Genomic DNA, 25,560 nt, shown 5'->3' with positions numbered 1-25,560 from the left:
AAACGGTGCCGTAAGCACCGTTTTTTTATTCCAGGATTTTTATTTTTGTGCTCTGCGGGCAAATTGGACGGCTTCATGGGAAATGAGACCGCCGCAGGTATTGCCCAGGGCAATGACAAGGATTCGTCCCAAAGCGGCTAGGTCCATAGCGCCTGCTGTAAAGTAGTAGAACATGTCGGCAATGCTGTGTTCATAGCCGCTTAGGATGAAGACGGCAATCCCCAAAAAGATGGCGGCGTATTTTCCAATGGCGTGTGGAAAGGAACGACAGCCTTCAACTGCAAGGAAAACAAAGATGTTGCACAAGAACCCCAGAATGAAAAGGGAACCAAGACTGTCCGCATTCTTGACGGCAATCAGGACGGCTGCGGCTTTTTGTGTAAAACTGAAAAGCCGCGTACCTGACAGCAGGAGGGCCATCAGGCCGGCACCAATAAAATTGCCCCCTAAGATGACTGGGTACTCCCAATAGCTGCGCCAAGACCGTTCCCGGGCATAGCAGACCTTGCCTGTAAAAAGATGGAACCGGCATTCACAGACCGCAAATAGACCAATCGTAAAGAGCAGGGCGCCCAAGGCCTTACTGGTCTGCTGTAAGTATACCGCCCCGCCAAGGCCGATGGCAAAGCCTGCGCAGACCGCGGAACGGAAAAGTGTGAAGGGACTCATTGACGCTCCTTTAGGCTTTGCGAACCGAAACATAAATGAGAGAAACCGGCTTTTTGAGGGCGAGGACGAAGGCATCTGACCTGTCATCGCTGACATAGAGCGTGTCCCGCGTCAAGGAGTGTTCATTCAGGGTACTTCCCGTGAGGTCCTTTGCGTCTATAAAGGGAACGTAAAGAAAGCGGAAATCGGCAAGACCAAATTTTTTTGACGCATTGATGACGCTATAGGCGGCATGCATGCCTTTTTTATACATGACATTGAAATCAATGGCTTTTCCGATGGAATGGGTATGGTAGGCTCCATCAAAAAAGTCTTCTTCCAGGGGGGCAAGGGTCACCTTTTCCCCTGTTTCTTTGTAGGTGAGGGTAAAGCCTCCTTCAAGGGGCGTAATGATGCGTTGGTAATCCGGCAGAAGGGTGAAATCGGATGCTTCAAGGTCTACCGTCGCGGAACTGATGCGAAGGTCAAAGCGACGTTCCTTGTAGGAGCCATCACGGGGAAATAGGTAGAATTCAGTTGTCGTTCCGCCCGACCAGGTCGTCGAAACGGCGTCTTTTCTGGAAATTACTGATACTGTCATCGGGACACCTCGTTTCTTTATGGTAACCATTGAAAAGCAGGAACAGCCCTGCTGTGCTGTCGCTTCCATGCTATTGTGGAACCGTCAAATTTTAGTCAAAAGAAGTTTTTTTCGCTTTTTTTATTTTTCAGACGTTTCTTTGTCGGTCCCATCATAGAATGAAGTCGTTCAGAAAAAAGCCGTCCCTTTGGGGAACGGACATAACAGGTAAAATCTTATGGAGGTGCTCAAATGGCTAAAAAGTTGGTTGAATTTGTTCCGAATTTCAGTGAAGGCCGTGACAAAGCAAAGGTAGAAAAGATTGTTGATGAAGCCCGCAAGATTTCCGGGCTGAAGATCCTGGATTATTCCAGCGACCCTGACCACAATCGTTCCGTTGTTACCATCATCGGGTCTCCTGAAGCGGTAACGGAAGCTGCCATCAATATGGCAAAGGTAGCCATTGGTTTGATTGATATGCGTGAACATCATGGGGCTCATCCTCGTTTTGGTGCCGTTGATGTTGTTCCCTTTACACCGGTTATGGGCGTAACCATGGATGAATGTGTCGAAATCGCCAACAAGGTCGGTAAGGCTTATGGTGAAATGGGCATTCCTGTCTATCTTTATGAAGATGCCGCTACGAGTGAAGGTCGGCGCAACTTGGCTACGGTCCGCAAAGGCCAGTACGAAGGCTTCTTTGATAAGATCAAGGAACCGGAATGGAAACCGGATTATGGCCCCAGCGAAATGAACGCTGTAAGCGGTTGCTCCGCCGTTGGCGCCCGCGTTCCCCTCATTGCTTTCAACGTCAACCTGCATACGCCGGATGTTGAAATCGCTCAAGCCATTGCTAAGAAAGTCCGCAATATCGGCGGCGGTCTTCACTATGTCAAGGCCATTGGCCTGAAGCTGGAAGACCGCAACATGACCCAGGTTTCCATGAACCTTGTCAACTATGAAAAGACCGCTGTTTACCGCGCCTTTGAAATGGTCAAGATGGAAGCCCGCCGTTATGGCGTTGCCGTAGCTGGTTCTGAAGTCATTGGGACGGTTCCTATGAAGAGCCTGCTTATGGCAGCTGAGTACTATCTCCAAATCGAAAACTTCGATATGGACGAAATCCTTGAAAAACGTCTGCTTGATGCAGAAGAATAAGCGGCCCGTATCTAGGAAGGGGGAACTATCGTGTTTAGCGATATCGAGATTGCACAAAAAAATGATATGGAGCCAATCAGTAAGATTGCTGAAAAACTGGACATCCATCCCGAAGAACTGGAACAATATGGTCACTATAAAGCAAAGATTTCCCTTGATGTACTGAAACGTTTGGAAAAGAAACCCAATGGGAAATTGGTCCTGGTAACGGCCATCACGCCCACCCCTGCTGGGGAAGGTAAATCCACAACGAGCATTGGCCTTGTCCAAGCCCTTAACAAGATTGGCAAAAAAGCCATCGTAGCACTCCGCGAGCCTTCCTTAGGCCCTGTGTTTGGAATTAAGGGCGGTGCTGCTGGCGGCGGCTATGCGCAGGTTGTTCCTATGGACGATATCAATCTGCATTTTACGGGGGATATGCACGCTATTACGGCTGCCAATAATTTGTTGTCTGCCATGATTGACAACCATATCCATCAAGGCAACGAACTGCGGATCGATGCCCGTCAGATTTCTTGGCGCCGCGTCATGGATATGAACGACCGAGCCCTCCGTCACGTTGTTGTCGGTCTAGGCGGCAAACCCTGCGGTTTTGTGCGCGAAGACGGGTTCATGATCACTGTTGCTTCCGAAATCATGGCTATCCTTTGCCTGGCCCATGATATTGAAGACCTGAAGGAACGCTTTGGCCGTATTGTCATTGGCCCGGACCTTGATGGGAACCCGGTCTACGTTCATCAATTGGGCTGCGAAGGGGCTATGGCCATGCTCATGAAGGACGCCATCAAACCGAACCTCGTCCAGACGCTGGAACATACGCCGGCTATCATCCATGGCGGTCCATTTGCGAACATTGCCCACGGATGCAACTCCCTTCTTGCTACCAAGATGGCCCTTAAACTGGGTGATATTACCGTTACGGAAGCTGGTTTCGGTGCTGATCTTGGCGCTGAAAAATTCCTTGACATCAAATGCCATTATGGCAATATGTATCCTGACGCGGTTGTCGTTGTTGCTACAATCCGTGCCCTCAAGATGCATGGCGGCGTCAAGAAAACGGAACTGTCCCAGGAAAACGTCCAGGCTGTCAGCGATGGGTTTACGAACCTTGCCAAACAGGTCGAGAATATGCGCGGCTTTGGACTGCCGGTCCTGGTTGCCATCAATAAATTCGCTACGGATACACCGGCCGAAATCGATATGCTCCTTAAGAAATGCGAAAGCTACGGTGTGGATGTCAGCCTCAACGAGTGCTGGGAAAAAGGTGGCGAAGGCGGTATCGACATGGCAAACAAGCTGGTTGATCTGCTCGAACATGATACGTCCAAACCGGTTGAACTCTACGATGTAAACGATACGATTCCGCATAAACTTGAAGCGATTGTGACAAAGGTCTATGGCGGTGATGGGGTTGATTTTACGCCTAACGCCAAGAAACAGATCAAACTGCTCGAAGATTGGGGCCTTGATAAACTGCCTATCTGCGTGGCCAAGACCCAGTACTCCCTCAGTGACAACCCGGCCCTTCTGGGGGCACCCAAGGGGTTCCGGATCACTGTCCAGGATGTCCGTGTTTCCAATGGGGCTGGCTTCATTGTCTGCCAGACAAGCAATATCATGGTCATGCCAGGCCTGCCGAAGAAGCCGGCTGCTCTCAATATGGACATCGATGCATCAGGCAAGATTTCGGGTCTCTTCTAACATAACAGTAGGAAACGAGGAATCAAGATATGGAATTAAAGAAAATGACGGTGGAGGGATTCGTCCAGGAAACGAGTTCTTCTTCTCCCGCACCGGGCGGCGGCAGCATTGCTGCCCTGAATGCGGCTTCTGCTGCAGCCCTCATCGAAATGGTCGCTCATCTGACCCTTGGCAAGGAAAAATATGCAGCTGTGGAAAAGGAAATGAAGGAAGTGGCTGAAAAAGCAGCTTCCCTCAAGAATCAATTCCTGGCCCTCATTGACGAAGACAGCAATGCCTTCAATAAGATCATGGCAGCCTTCAGGATGCCTAAAGGGTCGGACGAGGAAAAGGCTGTTCGCAGCAAAGCCATCCAAGAAGCCACTAAGGGCGCTGCTCTGGTTCCTTTTAAAGTTGGTGAAACGGCGAATGAACTCTTTGCCCTGGCTGATGTGGTCATTACGCGCGGTAACACCAATGCTGTCACGGACGGTGCCGTGGCTGCGATGAACACTCGGGCCGCTGTCCGCGGTGCCTTCCTTAATGTCAAGATTAATTTGGGAAGCATTAAGGACCAGACTTTTGTAGATGACCTTAATGGTAAAATGGCCGCCATCGAGAAAGAAGTCGATGGGAAGGAACAGGCCCTTCTTGGCAAAGTCAATCTCTAAAAATAAAAGAACTGCCGCAGTGGTTGCGGCAGTTCTTTTTGTATGGAAAAACGGGTTCTCCGCCTTTCTTTTATTGTGCTTAATTGGAAATCCCGTTACAATGAAAAAAACAATGCAAAAAGAGGTGAGCCTATGACATCAATCTTTGACCTGGCCATTTTTCTTGGCGGTGACGGTGTTATTTTTCAGGTATTTTTTGGCATGGCCTGGACTGGACAGCGGGACGCGGCCTTTTATGTAGGTCAGAAAGTGGGGAGCCTGCCAGGCTTTATTTGGAATGCAAAGGATATGACCCTTTCCTATGAAGGAGAAACGTATGGCTATACTTCCTTTGGTATCCCCCAGGGAACTTGTTTCCTTATAAAGAAGGAAGACATTCAAAAAAAGCTCATGGCTGCTGCTCTCGATGCCTCACCGGATATTATCCAGCTCTACACCAAAAGCGGCGGCATCTCCTTTTTCAATCAAACGAGCCGCCGCTTCCTGGGAATTCCCCTTGAAGACAGTGTGGAAGGACAGGCTCTCCTTGATGTTTTTTCCTTGGATCCGGATTACAGTTCTGTCTTTACAGCTCTTAAAAGCGAAAATCCCGTCCATCACCGCTACGACTCCTACAAGTCAACGACTGGAAAGGAGCTCATGACCGTTGTAGAAGCAGAACCTGTCTTTGACGAAAAGGGCAGTCTGATTGGGGCCTTTTCCGTGGAGCGGGACATGAAGTCTGTCAAGACTCAGCTACAGGTTCTTCATGAAGTGGAAGCCATCCTGATGCGGCATCTGACAGAAGATTTTACCGTCAAAAGTGATGTCCACTACACCTTTGACGATTTTATCGGGTCTTCAAGCGTTCTTCGGGAAACCCTTCGCCTTGCCCAGAAAATGGCGCTTCGGGACATGAACATCCTCATTGAAGGGGAAACGGGGACGGGAAAGGAAATCCTTGCCCAGAGCATCCATCAATATAGCTCCCGGAAGAAGGAAAAATTTATCGCCGTGAACTGTGCGGCTTTTCCGGAAACCCTCATTGACAGTATGCTCTTTGGTACGGTCAAGGGTGCTTTTACAGGCGCCACGGATAAGATTGGTCTCATCGAAGCGGCAAATCACGGAACCTTGTTTCTCGACGAAGTGAACTCCATGAGTCCTCTCATGCAGGCAAAATTGCTCCGCGTCCTGCAGGAAAAGACGCTGCAGCGGATAGGAAGTACCCGTTCTATTCCCATTGATGTCCGGATCCTTTCCTCATCCAATGAGGATGTGTATCGCTTAAGTCAAGAGGGGAAGATGCGTCAGGATCTTTTTTATCGTTTATCTTCCCTTATCCTTGAAATTCCGCCTCTCCGCAGACGGATGGAAGATCTGCCGGAGCTCGTCCAATATTTTATCGACCACCATCCACATCTGACGGCTCAGCCCATCCATGAACTAACGTCCAAGTTTTGGCGCCGTCTTTTGGAACATGATTGGCCAGGCAACGTGCGGGAACTCTTTCATATCTTGAGCTATGCCATCAGTGTATCCCAAAATGGCATACTCGATGAACGTGATTTTCCCTCTTATTTTCTGCGTCATTCCGCTCCTTTGGAACGAAAGGAAACCGGACGGGAAGAGATGGATCCGGTTCCTGCAGCAGTGGGAAGGACCTTTGCCGAGCAAATGGACGATTTTGAACGGAACCTTTTGTGGAATACCTATCTATCCTGCGGGAAAAACGTAACAAAAGCAGCGGAGGCCCTAGGTCTTACGCGGCAAAATTTCCAGTATCATATGAAGAAGTTCCAGGAAACGGAAAGCGGGGATAGGCTATTAGATAAATAGAAATATTGGCGCCAGAAAATCTTGCTGCAAAAAATTCTTCTAAGAAAAAAGTAGGAAGCGCTTGGAATGATGGGAAAATGAATTCATGCCAAGCGCTTTTTGTACAAGATCTGCAAGATAAGTAACAGAACCTATTGGCTTGGCAGACCCCTGAACTCTTTTTTTAGTTGGCATGGCTTTTGCAATATACTTTAGTAAAGAAATGGCTGACTTAGCCAAAAGAAGAGGGAGGGTCATGGGGCATCCCGTCCGCTTTCTTGGTAAAACCTTGTATGTGCCCTTGGAGGTTGAAAGATCATGGATGGAAAGAAGGAAAGAGCTGTACGCTGGGATGTGTTCATTCCCTGCTTCCTTGTGATTGGCGGCGCCGCCATCTTAGGTGTTGTCAATAATGCATGGCTGACAAAAGTTACGTCCGCTATTTTTGGCTGGTCATTGGAAACGTTTGGATGGCTCTATCAATGGGTCGCTTTAGGGACGTTGCTCCTCATTACAATCTTGGCATTTTCTCCCCTGGGCAAGATTCGCTTCGGCGGGCCCCATGCCAAGGCAAAATTTTCCTTTGGCGCTTGGTTTGCCATGACGCTTACCGGTGGAATTGCAACTGGCCTCATTACCTATGGTGTCAATGAACCTATCATTTATTTGGGAAATATCTATGGTGAACTGGAAGGCTCGGGGATTGAGCCCTATTCCCAAGAAGCTGTCTTTTTTTCCATGGCCCGCTGCTTCTATAACTGGACCTTCATTCCCTATGCCATGTATGCCTTGAGCGGTGTGATCATTGCCTACATGTATTACAATCGGCATGAAGAACTTTCGGTCTCTGCTTCCCTAACACCTTTATTCGGGGAAAAGGTGACAAAAGGCGTCTTTAAGTCCGTTGTCGATACTCTTTCCGTCCTAGCCATTGGTCTTGGTCTTGCGGCTTCCTTAGGCGCGGGCCTTGCCCTTGTTGGATCTGGCCTTACCGCCGCTTATGGTATCAGTCAGGGTCCTTCTGTCTGGATCATCCTGACGGCTATTATTACGGCGACGTTCACAATTGCTTCGGTTCTTGGCATTGATCGGGGAATCAAGTGGCTGGCCAACCTGACGACAAAGATTTTTTATTTGCTGCTTTTCCTGCTTATTATCATTGGCCCGACGGTTTATATCTTGAACCTAGCCAATGTAGGTGTGGGCTACTGGCTTGACCGTTTTTGGACATGGGGGCTTGATCCCTATATTGCAGGCGGCAAGGCGCTTGTGACCTGGTGGACCATGTATGACTGGGCCATTTGGATTGCCTATGCACCGCTCATGGGAATTTTCTTTGCCATGAGCGCCTATGGCCGCACCGTTAAGCAATTTTTGCTCATCAACTGGATCTTGCCGGCCGTCTTTGGCCTTGTTTGGTTTGCCGTTTGGGGCGGCACCGCTCTTGATTGGCAGCTTTCCGGCCGTGTTGACATCGTAGGGGCCATTAAGACCGGCGGCGCCGTGGCTGGGATCTGGACCTTCCTTCAGGCAATTCCTTTGGGATCGCTCCTGGTTCCTGTTATCATTGTCACACTCATCGCTGCCTTCTCTACGACGGCCGATACGATGTCCACGACGATTGCCGCACTTTGCACGGCTGGTGCCCGTCACGATGAGGAACCGGCTCTTTGGCAGAAGGTGGTCTGGGGCGTTTCCATCGGCGCCATTGCCTGCATCATGGTTGCTTTTGGCGGCGGTGCCCAAGGAGTTGACGGGGTCAAGTTCCTTGCAGCCTGTGGGGGATTTGTGGTTCTAGCCATCTTTATTCTTCAGGTACTGGCTGCTGTCAAGGTCTTCTTCTTCGACAATCAGACGAAAAAGGATATTGTAGACAGTGTTGACCAAGTAGAAAGGGAAGGAAAGTGATCGTATGGGAGCGATTTGTCTGGGCAAACACCTCTGCCTCAATCAATTTATAGACATTGTTCGCCGTCACGCCAAGGTGGAATTTTCGGCAACTTATCGAAACCGGGTCAATGCGTCCCGGGCTTTGGTGGAAAAATGGGTGGATGAAGAAAAAGTCATGTACGGGGTGACAACCGGTTTTGGTGCCCTTTGCACCAAAGCCATCGATAAGAAGGAAACGGCCCAGCTCCAGACCAATATCATCCTTTCCCATTCGACATCTGTGGGGGCGCCCCTTTCAGAAGAAGTGGTACGGGGCACGCTGCTTATGATGCTCCAGAACTTGGGACAGGGCTATAGCGGTGTGCGCCTGTGCGTATTGGAGCAGATCCGGCAGTGCCTCAATCTCGGAGTGATCCCCTGGGCCCCGGGGGAGGGAAGTGTCGGCTATTTAAGCCCTGAGGCCCATATGGCCCTTGTCCTTACGGGGCGAGGGAAGGCGTGGTCAGGCGGGGAGCTTTTATCTGGTGCGGAGGCGCTTAAGAAAGTCGGCCTTTCTCCTCTTGAACTATCAAGTAAGGAGGGGCTTGCGCTCGTTTCGGGAACGACATCACCGACTGCAATGGCAGCCATCGCTCTTTATGATTTCCTTAAGGCGGCCAGAACGGCTGATGTTATTGGCGCCATGAGTGTAGAAGCCCTCGAGGGCGTCATGAATGCTTTTGATGAGCGGGTCATGTCTGTGCGCCCTCATCTAGATCAAGGAAAAACAGCGGAAAACGTCAGAAATTTTCTTGCTGATTCTGCTGTCATCAAAAAGGCGGCAGGAAGCCGGGTTCAGGATGCCCTTTCGCTGCGCTGTATTCCCCAGCTTCATGGAGCAGCAAAAAAGACATTGAACGACGCGCTCGTAAGCATCGAAACGGAGATCAATTCCTGCTGCGACAATCCAATTATCTGGCCAGGGAAGAAGGACGCTGACGTTATTTCAGCCTGCAATCCGGATTCTTCCTACGTCGGGCTTGCCATGGATTCATCTGTTATCGCAGCCACCATGCTGGCAAAGATGTCGGAGCGGCGAAACAATCGTCTGATTGATGGCAGTCTTTCAGGTCATCCATGGTTCCTGATCAAAAATCCGGGCCTTAATTCCGGTCTTATGATTCCTCAATATACCCAGGCTGGTCTTCTCAACGAAATGCGCATCCTGTCAACCCCGGCAAGCATTGACAATACACCGACTTGCGGCAATCAAGAAGATTACGTGGCCATGGGGTATAATGCAACCAAAAAAGCGCTCATTGCAGCAGAAAAACTTGAATATATCCTTGCCATTGAACTCCTGTCTGTTTATGAGGCCCAGCCATTTGTTCAACCTGGTATCAAGCGGGGAAAAGCGTCTGCTAGGATTTTAGCGGAAATTGGCAAGAAAGTACCCGTCATGGAAAATGATATGTTCCTTTATCCCCATATCGAGTGGCTGCGGGATATGATCCATGAAGGCAGGATCATCGACTGGGCAGAAAAAGGGATGGGAAAGAAACTGAACTGAAACAGAGGACGACTGTTGATACGGGACCACAAAGAAATGATGCGTTCATTTCTTTGCGGTCCTATTTTTGTGTGATATGCTGGGAGCGGTATAAAAAGCAGGGAGAAGGAGAAAGTTTACGTTCTTTTTACTCATTGATTGATGAAACATTCCTTCTATATGGAAAAAGGGGCACCATTACTTATGACGTGTATGGGCATCCAGAACGAAAAAATGCTAAATAAGGGAGTAAAAATGGACTTTATAAAATTTAAAGAAAATTAAGAGGGAAAATAGAAAAGAAAATAAACTCTTTATTATTCGATATGATATAAATAAAAATATAAGTAATACCTATTATATTCGTAATTTTACGTTTGAGAAAAAGCAAATCATCTAAAATGATAAACTGTATACAGAATGCAGTTATAAAGAAATAATGGCTCTGTGAGCCTTTTGTGACGGTAAAAGTGCTTTAGCGTGGTATATCATTGTCTTTCGTCAAAAAAATTCGGCTTTTTGCAGAAAAGAAAAATAACTGACAACAAAAATCTTTTTGACGTTTTTTTGTCAGACACTGACTAAAATGAAAACGTAAATTAACAGGAAGTTGAGCAGGCAGCTTCCCGATGATTTGATTGGTACGGAAAAACCAAAATGAAAAGGAGTTGAGGATTACATGGATATTTTGACCAACCCAATTGTCATATCTGTTGTTGTCATGTCTGCCCTCTGCTTGATGAAAATGAACGTACTGCTGGCCATCCTGATTTCCGGTGTCATTGCTGGATTGACGGGCGGCATGGATCTTCCCAAGACATTCAGCACCCTTATTGCTGGGATGGGGGGAAACTCGGAAACGGCTTTGAGCTACATTCTGCTGGGAATCTTGGCCGTTGCCATTGGCCGCTCCGGGTTGGCTGATATTGCAGCCCGCAAGATTGCAAAGGCTGTCGGCACAAAGAAGATCCTTTTCTGCTTCACCATTGCTTTCTTTGCCTGCTTCTCCCAGAACTTGATTCCTGTTCATATTGCTTTCATTCCTATCTTGATCCCGCCCCTGCTGCACGTTATGAACAAAATGAAGCTGGACCGCCGTGCCGTTGCCTGTGCACTGACCTTCGGCCTGAAAGCTCCGTATGTTTCCCTGCCTGTTGGGTTTGGTCTGCTTTTCATGACCATCATCAAAGATCAGATGGTTGCCAATAAAGTGGATGTAGGAATTGGAGATATTTCTTCCGTTATGTGGATCGGCGGTGCTTCCATGCTTGTGGGTCTTGTCTTGGCCGTTATGCTCTATGGCACGAGAGACCGTGAATATGAAGATCTGCCCATTGCTGGTGCCAATGAAATTTCCGAAGAAGATGTCAAGATGTCGGCTGATTGCTGGAAGGCCCTTGCTGCTGCCATCGTTGCCTTTGTTGCCCAGCTTCATTTCGAATCCCTGCCGATTGGTGCTTCCTGTGGACTTCTTGTCATGATCCTTACGGGTGCCATCAAATGGAAAGAAATCGACAAATACGTTGATGGCGGCGTTGCCATGATGGGCTTCATCGCTTTCGTTATGCTCGTAGCTGCTGGCTATGCTCAGGTCCTTCGTGAAACCCACTCTGTGGAATCCCTTGTCAATGCGACGACGGCTGTCATCAACACCAAGCTGAGCGGTGCTATCGTCATGCTCCTTGTTGGGCTGCTCATCACTATGGGGATTGGGACTTCCTTCGGGACCATCCCGGTTGTCGCCTCCATTTACATTCCTATGGGCTACAAACTTGGTTTCTCGACTGGCTCCATCATCCTGCTCATCGGTATTGCTGCCGCTTTGGGTGATGCTGGCTCCCCGGCTTCTGACTCTACCTTGGGCCCGACGTCCGGTCTGAATGCAGATGGTCAGCACAACCATATTTGGGACACCTGTGTACCTACCTTTATCTTCTACGATATTACCCTGCTGATTGGCGGCGTCATTGGCGCCATGATTCTCGGGTAAGGCTTTACCTGGCCGGCTGCCCCTTCCCTGCAAAGAGGCAGCCGATTCCTTTGGAAATTCTCTCTTTTGTAATGCTGGATCCATACATTCCATAAACCATGTGCTTATCTTGTAAGGAGGATGACGAACAATGCTGTTGAAAGATGTAAAGAACATTAAAGAAGTAGTCCTGACCGGAAATGACCTTTCCCTCGAAGAATTGGTGGCTGTCAGCCGCTACGACGCCAAGATCAAGGTCGATCCTGACGCTATTGACCGCATCAAGGCTTCCCGTGCCCTTATCGATGATATCGTAGATAATGAAAGAGTTGTTTACGGGGTGACAACCGGGTTCGGTTCCCTTTGCCGTGTTTCCATTTCCAAGGAAGACTGCAGCCAGCTCCAGGAAAACCTCATCCGCACTCATTCCTGCGGTTATGGCAATCCCCTGTCCCGTGAAGTGACCCGCGCTGCCATGCTGATCCGCGCCAATGCTTTGGTCAAAGGGTACTCCGGTATCCGTTTGGAAACTTTGAATGTTCTCGTCGATATGATCAACAAGGGTGTTCATCCCTATATTCCCGAAAAAGGGTCCCTCGGGGCTTCCGGTGACCTTGCTCCGTTAGCTCATATGGTCCTTCCGATGCTTGGATTGGGTGATGCTGAATATCAGGGCAAACTGATGAGCGGCAAGGAAGCCATGGATCGCGCTGGGATCCCGACCATCCGCCTTGTTGCCAAGGAAGGTCTGGCCCTCATCAATGGGACTCCGATCCTGACGGCTATGGGTACCTTCGCCCTTTGGGATGGCATGCTCCTTCTCAAGCAGAGTGATATCGCTGCTGCCCTTACGATGGAAGCTAACCGCGGCATCATTGATGCTTTTGACGAACGGCTCCATACGATCCGTCCTCATCGCGGCCAGCTTGATACGGCCTACAACATCCGCAGCCTCCTGAAAAACTCTACCTACGTTACCCATCAGGGGGAACTGAAGGTTCAGGATCCGTACTCCCTCCGCTGCGTACCGCAGATCCACAGCGCCAGCAAGGATGCCCTGGGCTTTGTCAAAGAAAAGGTTGATATCGAAATCAACTCCGCTACGGATAACCCCATTGTCCTGCCTGATGGCGCAGTCATCTCCGGAGGCAACTTCCATGGTGAACCGATGGCCCTTCCTTTTGACTTCCTTGGTATTGGTCTTTCGGAAATTGCCAACGTTTCGGAACGTCGTTTGGAACGGACCATCAACAACTCCCTCAGTGGGTTCCCGTCCTTCCTCGTTGCTCATCCGGGCCTGAACTCCGGCTTCATGATCACCCAATATGCAGCCGCTGCCCTTGTCAGTGAAAACAAGGTTCTTGCCCATCCGGCATCGGTCGACTCCATCCCAAGCTGCGAAAATCAGGAAGATCTTGTTTCTATGGGCGCTGCGGCAGCCCGCAAAGCGGGAGAAATCTGCTTCAACGTCCGCCGCGTGATTGCAACGGAAATCCTCGCCGCCTGCCAAGCTATCGACCTGCGTGCTGGTGAAGGCTTCAAACTGGGTGATGGTACACAGGCTGCTTACGACACGGTTCGTAAGACCAATGCCTTCATCGCTTATGATAAGGATATTGAAATGTTCAAGGAACTCGAAAAGATTACGGACGTCGTCAAGCGTGGTGACATCCTTGAAGCCGTTGAAGATAAGGCAGACCTCAAGTTCTTCTGATCCATACTTTGAACCGGAGTTATCGGTTACACAAGAGCAGCGGCCTTGGGCGGCTGCTCTTGTTCATAAGGCGGAAAAGTACTTCCTTTTTGGACGGTTTTTCTGACGGTGAAGCGTTTTTCCGTCAAAAAACAGTCGGAAATATTTTTAAAATGATTTTCTTTGACTGTTCAAATTCGACGTTTTTTAGATGATGAATCGATAGAATAAGGTCGTAAACGAGATGGGGGAAAAGCCCCGTTCATCAGGATATCGTGTGAAAGAAGGAGTGGTTACGACATGAAAAATGCTGATATCGCAAAGGCAATGACAATCAAACTGGAATTCCCCAATGGACTTCCTCCGAAGAAACCTTTCCAGGAAGGCATCCGCAGAGCCCCTGACCGCGGCTTCCGCCTCAGCCCTGCCCAGACTGAACTGGCACTGAAAAATGCCCTGCGCTACATTCCTGAAGAATATCATGATGAACTCATCCCAGAGTTCCTCGAAGAATTGACGACTCGCGGCCGTATCTATGGCTATCGTTTCCGCCCGGAAGGCCGCATCTATGGCAAACCAATTGATGAATATAAAGGAAAATGCACGGAAGGCAAAGCTTTCCAGGTCATGATTGACAACAACTTGGACTTTGAAGTTGCCCTCTATCCGTATGAACTGGTCACCTATGGTGAAACAGGATCCGTCTGCCATGACTGGATGCAGTACCTTCTGATCAAACGCTACTTGGAAGAAATGACACAGGATCAGACCCTTGTCATGGAATCCGGTCATCCCCTGGGCCTCTTCCGTTCTAAACCGGAAGCTCCGCGTGTCATTATTTCCAACGGTATCATGGTTGGCGAATATGATAACCTCCATGATTGGGAAATCGCCGAAGAAATGGGCGTTGCCAACTATGGTCAGATGACTGCTGGCGGCTGGATGTATATTGGCCCTCAAGGGATTGTCCATGGGACCTTCAATACGATCCTCAACGCCGGACGTATGAAACTGGGGATTCCAGAAGATGGGGACCTGGGCGGCAAACTCTTTGTCACGAGCGGCTTGGGCGGTATGAGTGGCGCTCAGGGCAAGGCGGCTATCATTGCTAACTGCGCAGCCATCATTGCTGAAGTCGATGCATCCCGCATCAAGACCCGTCTTGATCAGGGCTGGATTACGGGAGTCTCTGATTCCATTCCGGAGGTCATCAAATTGGCTCAGGATGCAATGGCTAAAAAGGAAGGCAAAGCCTACGCTTATCATGGGAACATTGTCGACCTTCTTGAATATATCGCTGACCATGATGTCCATGTTGACCTTGTGTCCGACCAGACCAGCTGCCACAACGTATATGACGGCGGATACTGCCCGCAGGGCCTGACTTTTGAAGAACGTACGAAGATGCTTGCCGAAGATCCCAAGCATTTCCGTGAACTCGTTGATAAGACCCTCCATGCCCATTACAATGCACTGAAACGCATTACCAGCAAAGGAATCTATTTCTTTGACTATGGCAACTCTTTCATGAAAGCTGTCTTTGATTCCGGTGTAACGGAAATCTCCAAGAACGGCGTTGATGATAAGGACGGCTTCATTTGGCCGAGCTATGTCGAAGATATCATGGGACCGCAGCTCTTTGATTACGGCTATGGCCCGTTCCGTTGGGTCTGCCTGAGCGGCAAGCCGGAAGATCTGCATAAGACCGATATGGCTGCCATGAGCTGCATCGATCCGAACCGTCGCTATCAAGATCGCGATAACTACATCTGGATCCGCGACGCTGAAAAGAACAAGATGGTCGTTGGTACCCAGGCCCGTATCCTCTATCAGGATGAAATCGGCCGTGTCAATATTGCCCTCAAGTTCAATGAACTGGTCCGCAAAGGTGAAATCGGTCCTGTCATGATGGGACGTGACCATCACGACGTATCCGGTACGGACTCCCCGTTCCGTGAAACGAGCAACATCAAAGATGGCTCCAACGTTATGGCTGATATGGCCGTTCAAACTTATGCGGGTAACGCGGCCCGCGGCATGAGCCTTGTTGCCCTCCACAATGGCGGCGGCGTCGGGATTGGTAAAGCCATCAATGGCGGCTTCGGCCTTGTTCTTGACGGCAGCCACAGAGTTGATGAAATCATTCGCAGCGCACTGAGCTGGGATGTTATGAGCGGGGTTGCCCGCCGCAGTTGGGCCCGCAACGAACATGCTATGGAAACGGCTGTTGAATTCAATGGTACCCGCGCTGGGATTGGGCACCTGACGATTCCTTACTTGGCTGATGATAAGAAGGTCAAGGAGGCTGTTGCCAAGGTATATCCGACGGCTCATGTCATCAAAGATTGAGTTTCCCTTCGATTCCTCTTCAACTTCATCATTTTGGTCGGGAGATTGCTGCCTTAAGGCGGCAATCTCTTTGACGATATGATGGGGGAGTCTTCTCCCCCCTCTGAAAAAGGAGCCCACTATGACGAAAAAAGTATTGATTCGCAATGCATCCCAAATTGTGACGCCCCAAGGCCATTCGGCCTGCTTTGGCAAGGCAATGGGTGATGTCAAGGTCTATGAAAATACTTCCATCTTTATCGAGGATGGAATCATCAAAGGAATTGGTGACCCAGCCCAATGGGAAAAGGAAGTTCCCCGGGAAAACCAGATCGATGCTGCTCACAAAGCGGTCCTCCCCGGATTTGTTGATTCCCATACCCACCTTGTTTTTGGCGGATATCGTCCAGATGAATTTCTCTGGCGTATGGGCGGGATGAGCTATATGGACATCATGAACCGCGGCGGCGGAATCATTAACACCATGAAAGCAACTCGGGAAGCGTCGGAAGCGGAACTTGCCGATCATGCCATGGACCATCTCAAGAAGATGCTCGCCATGGGTGTGACTACGGTCGAAGCCAAAAGCGGTTATGGGCAGGACTACGACACAGAAATCAAGCAGCTTCATGTGACGCGGAAGCTGAATGCTTCCCAGCCGATTGAATTGGTTTCTACCTTCCTTGGGGCCCATGCGGTCCCGCCTGAATATAAAGGGCGCAGCAAAGCGTTTCTGGATTTCCTCCTAAAGGAAGTCATGCCTGTTGTCAAAAAGGAAAACCTTGCCGAATTTTGCGATATTTTCTGTGAAGAAGGGGTTTTCTCCGTTGACGAAAGCCGTCAGTACCTTAAGAAAGCCCGGGAGATGGGGTTCAAGCTCAAGATCCACGCAGATGAGATCGTATCCCTTGGCGGTTCGGAACTTGCTGGTGAACTTAAAGCCACAAGTGCAGATCATCTCCTTCACGCGTCCGATGCAGGCATCAAGGCCATGGCTGAAAATGGTGTCGTTTCGACCCTTTTGCCGACGACCGCGTTCTGCTTGCGTGAACCTTTTGCCCGGGCTCGGGAGATGATTGACGCGGGTTGTGCCGTGGCGCTTGCAACGGATTTCAACCCGGGAAGCGGCTTTACCTTCTCCGTACCGCTCATGCTTGGCCTGGCTGTGATCTATATGCATATGACGGCCGAGGAAGCCATTACGGCCCTTACTTTGAATGGGGCTGCTGCCGTAGGGAGAGCTGACCGGATTGGGTCCATTGAAGTCGGTAAACAGGCAGATCTGACGATTCTTCAATATCCTTCCTATAAGTTCCTCCCCTATCATACAGGCGTCAACATTGTAGAAAAAGTCATCAAGAAAGGTGAGCTCGTTCATACGGCTTCCGTTTAATCAAAGGAGGCTCCTGCTTTCGGGTGGGAGCTTCCTTTTTTGCCTTTTTGCGCGGCGCAAGGCTTTTGTATGCTGCTTCTCTAAAGACGTAAGGAAAAGCTTCGATCATCCAAACTGCAAATTGCGGAAACGGTAGGAAATAAGCCAACGTTACGACCGGATTCCTTTGTCATATCGGCGTTTTTATATTATAATGGAGGAGACTTTGAGTAATGACATCTGATGCGGATGCGTGCCGGATGATTGGAGGGAAAGGGATCATGGCGCATACTCTTGAGGCGCGTTTTTTAGGCGCACCAGTAATCAAAAAAGATGGGCAGGAAGTCTTTTTTCCGTACAATAAAGTGAATGCCCTCGTATATTATATTCTCGTCAAAGGAACGGTCATGCGTGATGAGCTGAGTGGAATCCTTTGGGGGGATAAATCCGATGCCATTGCTAGGAAAAATCTCCGCAATGCCATTTATGAAACGAAAAAGCTCTTGGGACCCAATGTCTTTGTCTCCCCACGGAAGGCGATTATCAAGGTCAATCCGGACATTGACTTTAAGGTGGACGTTACGGAATTTGAAAGGGACCCGGGCAACCAGCTGGACCTTTACCAAGGAAGTTTCCTCCAAGGTTTTTATGTGAAGGATTCCCCGGAATATGAATCCTGGTATCTTACGGAACGTGACCGTCTTGAAGGCCTTTATCTGGACGTTCTTTTTCAAAAGCTCAAGGAAGCTGTTGCCATTGGCAACATGGCCAAAGTCACGCGCTACGGCCGGCAGCTCATTACCCATAACCCCTATGATGAAAGCATCTATATCCTCTTGCTGCGTACTTATTGTGAGCAGGGCAATATGCGGCAGGCGTTGGAGCTTTACGATGAGATGAAAAAACTCTTCCGTGAAGAACTCCAGAGCAGCGTACCGCCGGAAATTGAAACCATGATGAAGGAGGCTTCGGCAAAAGAAGCCAAGGGACATTCCACCTTGAGCAGCCTGGGACCGAATGTTTTGGGGCGGGAAAAAGAAACCCAGCTGCTTCGGAACCAACTGGATCGCTTTGTGAGGGCGGGGGAAAACACAGCCATATTCCTTTATGGCAATGCGGGCAGCGGCAAGACCCTTGTGAAAGATGCGGCTTTGGATCAGCTGCCTCCGGAATTTGCTATCGTCCAGACCAATTGCTTTCAGCCGGAACGCAATATTCTCCTACGTCCGTGGACAAGCATCCTTGATGCGCTGCGCAGCCTGATCCAAAAGGAACATATTCGGGTCTCCACCATCGATCCCAACCGGATCTACAAACTTTTTCCACAGTTTGACGTGACGGATGGACATGAATCAGGTCTTGGCGAAATCAAGGAAATGCTGAAATTTGATGCCATTTTCCATACCTTTTATTCCCTTTTGGAAGAAGTGGCGGCTGCAAGACCGTTCGTGATTGTTTTTGAAGACCTGCAGTGGATGGATCCCTTCAGTCTGTCGCTTCTGACAAGCCTGATCCTTCATCAAAAATCCCATCGCTTCCTCTTTTTTCTCACGGCTCGCAGCAGTGAGGACAAGGACTTTCAGCAATTTGTCTCAACCGTTTCCATGTATGAAAAAGTGCACCGTGTGGAGCTTTTGCCCTTGACGAAGGACACGGTCAAGGCTGTCAGTGAAGCCTCCCAACCGGGCGTTCCCCTTACAGACGACATCATTAGTCAACTCCTTGCGGATTCGGAGGGCAATCTTTTTCTTCTCAAGGAATACCTTATGGCCTTGAAAACGACGGGGAGCCTCGACAACTTGACGGAAAATGTTCGAACCATTTTCCGCAATGGCTGTGCTGCTCTGTCCGATGAAGAGCGCAAGATTCTTGACTTCATCGCTCTTTTCTACGACGGCGCGCCGCTGGCCATGATTTCGGAATATATGCACCTCAATAACCTTCAGGTCCTGGAAAGCCTGGAAGTTCTGGAAAAAACAGGCTTTATCAAGGCCATTCCCCAACAGCCGGAAGTGCTCTATGAAATCATTCAGCAGAAACTGGCAAGTTATGTCAAACAGCAGATTTCACCGGAAAAATGGCGGATCCTTCATAGCTACGTGGCCGGACTTTGGGAAAAACGACTCACTCATTCCACTCAGGATATCCGGATCTATCGCCATCTGGAATATCACTATAAGGAGTCGGGGGAACTGGTGAACATGGGGCGCTATAAGCTCAAGACCCTCATGTATTACCTCAATTTCAGCAATGAACTGTTTCCTGTCCTTGACGTGACCGGCGGTGTGGAAGAAAGCCGGCTTGAAAGCTCTTCTTTGGAACTGCACCTGGATGAACTGGTGAGTGAAGTCGATGAGATGATGCACACCATCCATCGGACCTATGGGGAAACCAGTGAGGTCAAGGACCTTGATATGACTTACCTGCACCTTATGGGCCGCCATTATATCCGGACCGGTGAATATGAAAAAGGGGTCCGGAACATCTTGAGCCTTGTGGAGATTGCTTCCGAGGTGCGAAATCTCGATTATCTCCTTATGGGCTACAAGCAGATGATTTACTACGACATCCAGATTGGCAATACGGAAGAGATGCGGAACTATCTGGAACTTGCTCTCAATGTAGCCGATGAGTGCAACTATCATAAGGAAATGGGTATTCTCCTTCGTCTCAAAGGGCTTAACATGATCATGCAGGGGAATTTCTCTGAAGCGGAACGGCTCCTCAAGGAATCAATTTCCACTTTCATGGTGACCCAGAGCGTCCAGCGGCGGTATGCCCTGAATATTGCTGGTGCCTATAATTATTTGGGTGAAATCCGGCGCGGCATGGGCCGTTACCAAGAAGCCCTTGACTACTATGACAAGGCCATGGAATACGCACGGGACCAGGATGCCTACAGCTCTTGGGTTGTCTTTTCCTGTAATGCCGGTGTCGTTTGTTATGCCATGGGTCGTTATGAGCAGGCTGAGAAATATTTTCGCCAGGCCTATAAACTCTTCCCCCGTTATAATTTCTGCTGGCGCCATCCAATCGTGGAAGCCTATCTGGCGCTGCTTTCCATGCGCAAGGAGCAGGAAAAGGAGGCTGAGTGCTTCCTAGATGATGCTGTGCAGAAACTCAGTAAGATGAATAATCCCCGGGAAGCGGGCTATGTCTATATGGCAATTGCCCTGATCAAGCATCAGTATCCCCAACGTTCCATCAGTATCCATTACCCGGGAAGTATGTCCAGCTATGCGACCAAAGCGCTGCAGGCCCTTGACTCCCATCGGGATGCTTGGGAACGGCAGCAGCTGGAAAGTCTGTTTTGTATTACACGACGTTCCTAACGCGATTTGATTGATCACCAAGAGGAGGAAAAAACATGATTACTTTGAAACAAGCAGTGGAAGTCCTGGATGCCCAAGTGGCCAGTGGGGAAAATCTCCTGAACCGGGAAGTAAAAATGGCCTGCGGCAGTGATATGATGAGTGATGTCCTGGCCTATGCCAAGAACAAGGCAGTGCTTTTGACGGGACTTCTCAATATCCAAGTTGTCCGTACGGCTGATGTCAGCGATATTGCTGCCATTATTTTTGTTCGTGACAAGCATCCTGAAAGCGATGTTCTCATGGCCGCCAAGAGAAAGGATATCCCCGTTCTTTACACGAAGTGCACCATGTTCGAAGCTTGTGGCCGTCTCTACAGTCTGGGACTGCGAGGCTGCACCGCGAAGGATGCGGAGAGTCGCTGACGTGGAAAAGGAATATCCTGTTGTAAAAGACGATTTCGAACGGGCCGGTGCGGCGTCAATTTCCATCAAGGAAATGCTCCAGCAGCTGGGGCTCTCGCCGGAACTTGTGCGCCGCGTTGCCATTGGAACCTACGAAGGGGAAATCAATTGTCTGATCCATGGCGGCGGGGGCAAGGTCCTTGCGGATTTTTCGCCGAAAGCCATTACTGTAAGGGTCATCGACCATGGTCCGGGGATCCCGGATGTACAGAAGGCCATGCAGGAAGGCTGGTCCACGGCTTCGGAAGAAATCCGTGCCAAGGGATTTGGGGCCGGCATGGGTCTTCCCAATATGAAGAAAGTATCCGATGCGTTTGAAATCCAGACAAAGGTAGGGGAAGGAACTACGGTCATCATGACCTTCCTTTGTCAGTAACGAGAAAGAAGGTGACCCTCTGTGGATCGTTCCTATTTGAATTCCGTTCGTGTCGAAGAGGACCGTTGCACCGGGTGTCTCCTCTGTGTCAAGAAATGCCTTGTCCAGGCCATCCGGGTCCGGGATGGCAAAGCGGTCATTATTTCCGACCGCTGCATTGACTGTGGGGAATGTATCCGCTGCTGTCCGACCCGAGCCATTGCCGCTTTGGTGGAACCTTTGGAGGAATTGAAAAGCTACAAGGTCAACATTGCTTTGGCAACACCGTCTTTCTATGCCCAGTTTGATGGAAACATTTCTGCATCCATCCTTTGGCAGGGACTCAAGGAAATTGGGTTTGACAGTGTTTTTGATGTGCCCCTTGCCGGGGACTATATCAGTGAGGAAATCGAAGCCTATCTTGATTCCTATGAAGGGTCCTATCCTGTGATTTCCTCTGCCTGTCCTGCTGTGCTCCGCCTGATTCAAACAAAATATCCGGAACTCATCTGTCACGTTGTTCCAGCCCTTGCACCGGCTGAAGCGGCCGCTATCTATGTACGGCGTGAAACCATGAAGCGCTTGAATCTGGTGCCGGAGGATGTAGGCATATGGTTCCTTTCTCCCTGTCCCGCGAAGGGCACGAATATCCATCAGTCGGTGGATGTAGCCCATACGGCCGTAACCGGCTCTTTTACACTGGCATCCCTTTATGGACCTCTTTCCGTTGTCATCAGTGAGATCCGGAAAGAAAAAAATGAACTGCCCCAAGCTCTCGTGGGAACCAGCTATGAACTGCTTTGGGGCACCGAGCGAGGAGAACTGCTTTCTACGGGATGCCGTCATGGACTCAGCGTGAGCGGACCGGAAGACGTGGATGAGGTCCTAAAGCAGATTACGTTGGGGAGTCTCACCGACGTTGAATACGTCAGCTGCTATATCTGTGACGGTGGCTGTGTCGGTGGGCCCAGTGTGGCCGTCAATAAATTTGTCGGGACAAAGAACCTTGAAAGACGGGCCATGCTGCGGCATGAACGGGAGCGGGAGGACCGCAGGGAAGCGATGCAGGCCGCCCGCATCTGTGAAAATTTCCCAAGGTCCAAGGACTTTATCAAGTCCCTCCAGGCAAAACCGGCTCCGCCCCTTGACCCTGATTTTGGGACGGCCATGGAAAAGATGGAGCGGCTGACGGCCCTTGCGGAACGGCTCCCCGGCCTTGACTGCGGAGCCTGCGGGGCGCCAACCTGCCGCATCTTTGCAGAGGATGTCATTCGGGGCTTTGCCAAGGAGGAAGACTGCATCATCCGGTCGCGCCAATCTCGAAAGAAATGACGGCTGGGGTGTCAACTCATATTGAAGGCAAAACTGAGAAAACTTATGGGCTGAAGGGAAAGAGAATGAGAACCCATGCGGGCTTGAAAAACGTGTGGGAAAAATGCGCTTCCCCTTTGCTTGCAAGTTGTCAGAAATCTTGCTATCATCTACAATGCAGTGCCTTGAACGAAAACCGTTACATTGCCTTTCTTGGATATATAAGAAAAATCCCATGGGGGGGCAAGCTTTTTCCTATAGGCTATTTGGTGAAAACAACTAGTCAGTTTTTGCAATTTATGTTACAATGACTCTGTTTTAAATATTTAGTAAATTAATGAATTTTTAGATTTTCGATACAGATCCATAAGGGGGTATCGCATTTGACTACTAGAGAAAAAATCGATGATATGCTGCAGCGCTACGAAACAATAGAAGCTGGCGGCGGTGCCAAAAGAGTTGCCAAACAGCACGATTCCGGAAAGATGACGGCTCGTGAACGCATCAATTCTTTTTTGGACCAAGGCAGTTTTGTAGAGCTTGATAAATTTGTGGAACATCGTTGCTCCAATTTCGGCCAGGAAAAGAAATACTTGCCTGGTGATGGGGTTGTAACTGGCTATGGTACGGTCAATGGTCGTACAGTCTTTGTCTTTGCACAGGACTTTACCGTCGAAGGCGGTAGCCTGGGTGAGATGCATGCCAATAAGATTGCCAAGGTTCAGGCCATGGCCTTAAAAACGGGTGCACCCATCATTGGCATGGCGGATTCCGGTGGGGCCCGGATTCAAGAAGCTACGGATGCCCTTGCTGGCTTTGGGAAGATGTTCAAGCAGAACACCCTTTCTTCCGGTGTGATTCCGCAGATTTCGGCCATCATGGGCCCTTGTGCCGGCGGTGCTGTTTACAGCCCGGCCCTGACAGACTTCATTTACATGGTGAAAAAGAGCTCCAAGATGTTCATTACCGGTCCGGAAGTCGTCAAATCCGTAACCGGCGAGGATGTTGGTCAGGAGGACCTGGGTGGAACCTTCACGCACAGCACCCGCTCCGGCGTGGCTGATTTTGCGGCGGAAAACGATGCAGACTGCTTGGAACAGATCCGGTATCTTTTAAGCTTCCTGCCTTCGAACAACCGGGAAAAGCCGCCGGTCTATGATACAGGTGACAGCGCGTTCCGCATGGATGAATCACTCAATACCATCATTCCTGATGGGTCCCATATGCCGTACGACATGTATAAGATCATTCGCAGTATCGTCGATAACGGTGAATATGTGGAACCGCATCGTATGTATGCCCGCAATATCATTACCTGTTTGGCCCGCTTGGACGGAAGTACGGTCGGCATCATTGCCAATCAGCCGCGTATCATGGCTGGCTGTCTTGATATCAATGCTTCCGATAAGGCGGCCCGCTTCATTCGCTTCTGCGATTCCTTCGGGATTCCCCTCATCAACATTGTTGATGTACCGGGCTTCCTGCCGGGAACAGATCAAGAATACGGCGGCATCATCCGTCACGGGGCCAAGATGCTGTATGCTTACTGTGAAGCCACGGTTCCCAAGATTACTCTTGTGACCCGCAAAGCTTATGGTGGGGCCTACCTTGCCATGTGCGCCCAAGATCTTGGCGCCGACCACGTCATTGCTTGGCCGACAGCCGAGATTGCCGTTATGGGTCCTCAGGGAGCTGCTAAGATTATTTTCCGTCATGAGGAAGATGTCGAAGCAAAGACGGAGGAATACATCGAGAACTTTGCAACACCTTACTATGCGGCTAAACACGGGATGGTCGAAATGGTCATTGAACCGAAGACGACCCGTCCGACCTTGATCAAAGCGCTGCGTATGTTAAAATCCAAGCAGGAAGACCGGCCAAAGAAAAAACACGGTAATATTCCTCTGTGATTTTGATATAAACCATTACCTACGAAAAGGAAAGAGAGGTGACATTCATGACAGAGAATCCTTGGCTCATTGCGGTCATCAACATGACCATCGTATTTGGTGTGTTGATCATCCTTGGAATCCTGATGAAAGTGATTTACTGGATCGATCCGACAAAAAAAAAGAAAGCGCAGCCTAAGAAAGCTGCCGTCCCAGTAAAACCGGCTTCCAATGCCGCTCAAAAGCGCCAAGAGGAAGAAAAGGTAGCTGCCATCGCAGCTGTCCTGGCTATGATCCAGGATGAGGATGACGCAGTTGCTGCAGCACTCATGGCCGCCATTGCCGAACACAAACGGAAGATGGAACCGATGGCGCTGCCTCATCACTACTTTTGATGAATAGAAGAGGGACTATTCACCAATCATTCGCCATTAGGCAAACAGTTCAGTTACATTTTTAAGGAGGGTTTTCTCATGAAAAAATTCAATGTCAACGTTAACGGTACGGTTTATTCTGTAGAAGTTGAAGAAGTCGGCGGCACCGTCGCTGCTGCTCCTGTTGCTCCTGCTGCTCCTGCTGCTGCTCCGGCCGCTGCTCCTGTTGCTGCCGCTGCTCCTGCTGCTGCTCCGGCTCCTGCTGCCGCTCCGGCCGCTGCTCCTGCTCCGGCTCCTAAGAAAGAAGCTGCCGCTGCTCCTGCCGGTTCCATTACGGTTGAAGCTCCGATGCCTGGCAAGGTTCTGTCCGTCAACGTCAAAGCTGGCGACAAAGTTGAAGCTGGCGATGTCCTCTTGATCCTTGAAGCTATGAAGATGCAGAACGAAATCATGGCTCCGGAAGATGGTACTGTATCTGATGTCCGCGTCAGCGCTGGCGATACGGTTGCTACTGGCGACGTGATGGTTGTTCTCTAATCTCA

The 25,560-nt window shown here is 49.8% G+C and carries 19 protein-coding genes; 17 read left to right on the top strand and 2 right to left on the bottom strand.

Features of this window, described 5'->3' with window-relative positions; all coding sequences use genetic code 11:
* Positions 1 to 39 precede the first annotated feature (39 nt).
* The gene (locus tag DW817_RS01900) at positions 40 to 669 is read right to left on the bottom strand and encodes a formate/nitrite transporter family protein (protein ID WP_120110756.1); all 630 of its coding nucleotides are present in this window, start codon (positions 667 to 669) and stop codon (positions 40 to 42) included.
* A gap of 10 nt (positions 670 to 679) precedes the next feature.
* Entirely contained in the window at positions 680 to 1,249 is a 570-nt protein-coding gene (locus DW817_RS01895; RefSeq protein ID WP_016459973.1) for a HutD family protein, read from the bottom strand.
* 231 nt (positions 1,250 to 1,480) lie between these two features.
* On the opposite strand from DW817_RS01895, the gene ftcD reads away from it, so the two are divergent.
* The 17 genes from ftcD (at position 1,481) to gcdC (ending at position 25,555) form a co-directional block, all read left to right on the top strand.
* Positions 1,481 to 2,386 (top strand): glutamate formimidoyltransferase, encoded by a 906-nt coding sequence (gene ftcD, locus DW817_RS01890; protein ID WP_120110752.1) that lies wholly within the window; start codon positions 1,481 to 1,483, stop codon positions 2,384 to 2,386.
* 30 nt (positions 2,387 to 2,416) lie between these two features.
* Positions 2,417 to 4,087, top strand: a complete 1,671-nt coding sequence (locus DW817_RS01885; RefSeq protein WP_120110748.1) for a formate--tetrahydrofolate ligase — start codon at positions 2,417 to 2,419, stop codon at positions 4,085 to 4,087.
* Between the two features lie 29 nt (positions 4,088 to 4,116).
* Positions 4,117 to 4,737 (top strand): cyclodeaminase/cyclohydrolase family protein, encoded by a 621-nt coding sequence (locus tag DW817_RS01880; protein ID WP_009016042.1) that lies wholly within the window; start codon positions 4,117 to 4,119, stop codon positions 4,735 to 4,737.
* A 132-nt stretch (positions 4,738 to 4,869) separates the two neighbouring features.
* Positions 4,870 to 6,555 carry a sigma-54-dependent Fis family transcriptional regulator gene (locus DW817_RS01875; RefSeq protein ID WP_243634043.1) on the top strand — a complete coding sequence of 562 codons (1,686 nt, stop codon included), beginning with the start codon at positions 4,870 to 4,872 and terminating at the stop codon, positions 6,553 to 6,555.
* A 297-nt stretch (positions 6,556 to 6,852) separates the two neighbouring features.
* Positions 6,853 to 8,442 carry a BCCT family transporter gene (locus DW817_RS01870; RefSeq protein ID WP_120110740.1) on the top strand — a complete coding sequence of 530 codons (1,590 nt, stop codon included), beginning with the start codon at positions 6,853 to 6,855 and terminating at the stop codon, positions 8,440 to 8,442.
* Positions 8,443 to 8,446: 4 nt separating this feature from the next.
* Positions 8,447 to 9,973: a histidine ammonia-lyase gene (gene hutH / locus DW817_RS01865; RefSeq protein WP_021736354.1), complete on the top strand. Its 1,527-nt coding sequence runs from the start codon at positions 8,447 to 8,449 to the stop codon at positions 9,971 to 9,973.
* 658 nt (positions 9,974 to 10,631) lie between these two features.
* Positions 10,632 to 11,942, top strand: coding sequence for a Na+/H+ antiporter family protein (locus tag DW817_RS01860; RefSeq protein WP_016459975.1), 1,311 nt, complete (start codon positions 10,632 to 10,634; stop codon positions 11,940 to 11,942).
* A 130-nt stretch (positions 11,943 to 12,072) separates the two neighbouring features.
* On the top strand, positions 12,073 to 13,635 hold the full coding sequence (gene hutH, locus DW817_RS01855; protein WP_120110736.1) for a histidine ammonia-lyase: 1,563 nt from the start codon (positions 12,073 to 12,075) through the stop codon (positions 13,633 to 13,635).
* A gap of 279 nt (positions 13,636 to 13,914) precedes the next feature.
* The gene (locus tag DW817_RS01850) at positions 13,915 to 15,963 is read left to right on the top strand and encodes a urocanate hydratase (RefSeq protein WP_009016136.1); all 2,049 of its coding nucleotides are present in this window, start codon (positions 13,915 to 13,917) and stop codon (positions 15,961 to 15,963) included.
* Positions 15,964 to 16,084: 121 nt separating this feature from the next.
* Positions 16,085 to 17,335 carry an imidazolonepropionase gene (gene hutI, locus DW817_RS01845; protein WP_009016135.1) on the top strand — a complete coding sequence of 417 codons (1,251 nt, stop codon included), beginning with the start codon at positions 16,085 to 16,087 and terminating at the stop codon, positions 17,333 to 17,335.
* Between the two features lie 260 nt (positions 17,336 to 17,595).
* Positions 17,596 to 20,646 carry a tetratricopeptide repeat protein gene (locus DW817_RS01840; protein ID WP_243634042.1) on the top strand — a complete coding sequence of 1,017 codons (3,051 nt, stop codon included), beginning with the start codon at positions 17,596 to 17,598 and terminating at the stop codon, positions 20,644 to 20,646.
* 35 nt (positions 20,647 to 20,681) lie between these two features.
* Entirely contained in the window at positions 20,682 to 21,050 is a 369-nt protein-coding gene (locus DW817_RS01835) for a DRTGG domain-containing protein (RefSeq protein WP_014128087.1), read from the top strand.
* Positions 21,034 to 21,465 (top strand): ATP-binding protein, encoded by a 432-nt coding sequence (locus DW817_RS01830; protein WP_009016132.1) that lies wholly within the window; start codon positions 21,034 to 21,036, stop codon positions 21,463 to 21,465. Before DW817_RS01835 ends, DW817_RS01830 begins: the two co-directional genes overlap by 17 nt.
* 21 nt (positions 21,466 to 21,486) lie before the next feature.
* Positions 21,487 to 22,776, top strand: coding sequence for a [Fe-Fe] hydrogenase large subunit C-terminal domain-containing protein (locus tag DW817_RS01825; RefSeq protein ID WP_009016131.1), 1,290 nt, complete (start codon positions 21,487 to 21,489; stop codon positions 22,774 to 22,776).
* A 389-nt stretch (positions 22,777 to 23,165) separates the two neighbouring features.
* Positions 23,166 to 24,665 carry a carboxyl transferase domain-containing protein gene (locus DW817_RS01815; protein WP_035196092.1) on the top strand — a complete coding sequence of 500 codons (1,500 nt, stop codon included), beginning with the start codon at positions 23,166 to 23,168 and terminating at the stop codon, positions 24,663 to 24,665.
* 47 nt (positions 24,666 to 24,712) lie between these two features.
* Positions 24,713 to 25,039 carry a sodium ion-translocating glutaconyl-CoA decarboxylase subunit delta gene (gcdD, locus tag DW817_RS01810; RefSeq protein ID WP_009016129.1) on the top strand — a complete coding sequence of 109 codons (327 nt, stop codon included), beginning with the start codon at positions 24,713 to 24,715 and terminating at the stop codon, positions 25,037 to 25,039.
* Between the two features lie 78 nt (positions 25,040 to 25,117).
* A complete protein-coding gene (gcdC, locus tag DW817_RS10925) occupies positions 25,118 to 25,555 on the top strand; it encodes a sodium ion-translocating glutaconyl-CoA decarboxylase subunit gamma (RefSeq protein ID WP_009016128.1) in 438 nt (145 codons plus the stop codon).
* The last annotated feature ends 5 nt before the right edge of the window (positions 25,556 to 25,560 follow it).

Source organism: Acidaminococcus sp. AM33-14BH (assembly GCF_003603525.1).
Taxonomy (GTDB): Bacteria; Bacillota; Negativicutes; order Acidaminococcales; family Acidaminococcaceae; genus Acidaminococcus; species Acidaminococcus intestini.
Note: the sequence above shows the minus strand (reverse complement) of the source record. Positions and strands in the feature narration are given on the sequence as shown.

Coding starts and splice junctions, on each gene's coding strand:
- DW817_RS01900 (WP_120110756.1), bottom strand. CDS start 669: ATGAGTCCCTTCACACTTTTCCGTTCCGCGGTCTGCGCAGGCTTTGCC.
- DW817_RS01895 (WP_016459973.1), bottom strand. CDS start 1,249: ATGACAGTATCAGTAATTTCCAGAAAAGACGCCGTTTCGACGACCTGG.
- ftcD (WP_120110752.1), top strand. CDS start 1,481: ATGGCTAAAAAGTTGGTTGAATTTGTTCCGAATTTCAGTGAAGGCCGT.
- DW817_RS01880 (WP_009016042.1), top strand. CDS start 4,117: ATGGAATTAAAGAAAATGACGGTGGAGGGATTCGTCCAGGAAACGAGT.
- DW817_RS01875 (WP_243634043.1), top strand. CDS start 4,870: ATGACATCAATCTTTGACCTGGCCATTTTTCTTGGCGGTGACGGTGTT.
- DW817_RS01870 (WP_120110740.1), top strand. CDS start 6,853: ATGGATGGAAAGAAGGAAAGAGCTGTACGCTGGGATGTGTTCATTCCC.
- hutH (WP_021736354.1), top strand. CDS start 8,447: ATGGGAGCGATTTGTCTGGGCAAACACCTCTGCCTCAATCAATTTATA.
- DW817_RS01860 (WP_016459975.1), top strand. CDS start 10,632: ATGGATATTTTGACCAACCCAATTGTCATATCTGTTGTTGTCATGTCT.
- hutH (WP_120110736.1), top strand. CDS start 12,073: ATGCTGTTGAAAGATGTAAAGAACATTAAAGAAGTAGTCCTGACCGGA.
- DW817_RS01850 (WP_009016136.1), top strand. CDS start 13,915: ATGAAAAATGCTGATATCGCAAAGGCAATGACAATCAAACTGGAATTC.
- hutI (WP_009016135.1), top strand. CDS start 16,085: ATGACGAAAAAAGTATTGATTCGCAATGCATCCCAAATTGTGACGCCC.
- DW817_RS01840 (WP_243634042.1), top strand. CDS start 17,596: ATGGCGCATACTCTTGAGGCGCGTTTTTTAGGCGCACCAGTAATCAAA.
- DW817_RS01835 (WP_014128087.1), top strand. CDS start 20,682: ATGATTACTTTGAAACAAGCAGTGGAAGTCCTGGATGCCCAAGTGGCC.
- DW817_RS01830 (WP_009016132.1), top strand. CDS start 21,034: ATGCGGAGAGTCGCTGACGTGGAAAAGGAATATCCTGTTGTAAAAGAC.
- DW817_RS01815 (WP_035196092.1), top strand. CDS start 23,166: ATGCTGCAGCGCTACGAAACAATAGAAGCTGGCGGCGGTGCCAAAAGA.
- gcdD (WP_009016129.1), top strand. CDS start 24,713: ATGACAGAGAATCCTTGGCTCATTGCGGTCATCAACATGACCATCGTA.
- gcdC (WP_009016128.1), top strand. CDS start 25,118: ATGAAAAAATTCAATGTCAACGTTAACGGTACGGTTTATTCTGTAGAA.